Here is a 458-nt window from a genome sequence, read left to right on the forward strand (position 1 = left end):
CAGCCTGCGGAAGTACCGCTGAAACGCGTCATCGCGCTGCGTTCGTGAAGCGTTGATAGAAGGAGCCCAACAACCCGATGGAGATTATGCGCGGCGCCGACACATTCACCGAGAGTCTGTTTTCCATGCGCAAGCTGAACGACTTCATTCCGCCGTCACATCCGCTGCGTGCCATTCGCGTCATGGCGAACGAAGCACTCGCGAAGATGGATCGGCTGTTCGCCGACATGTACGAAGCCGACATAAAGGGCGGGCGGCCGAGCATCGCGCCGGAGAAGCTGTTGCGGGCGATGCTGATCCAGGTTCTCTACAGCATCCGCTCGGAGCGGCAATTGATGGAGCAGGTGCAATACAACCTTCTGTTTCGTTGGTTCATCGGCCTGGCAATGGATGACGTGGTGTGGGTGCCCACGGTCTTCACGAAGAACCGCGAGCGGTTGATCAAGCACGATGCCGTG

Annotated in this window: 1 protein-coding gene; it reads left to right on the forward strand. The window is 58.7% G+C overall.

The genetic code is table 11. The annotated features are described in order from the left end of the window. Window positions 1–86 precede the first annotated feature (86 nt). Window positions 87–458: transposase (locus AB3X89_RS40235; RefSeq protein WP_368588058.1), on the forward strand; the 372-nt coding region annotated here is incomplete at its 3' end.

The organism is Paraburkholderia sp. BR14320 (genome assembly GCF_040948665.1).
Taxonomy (GTDB): domain Bacteria; phylum Pseudomonadota; class Gammaproteobacteria; order Burkholderiales; family Burkholderiaceae; genus Paraburkholderia; species Paraburkholderia youngii.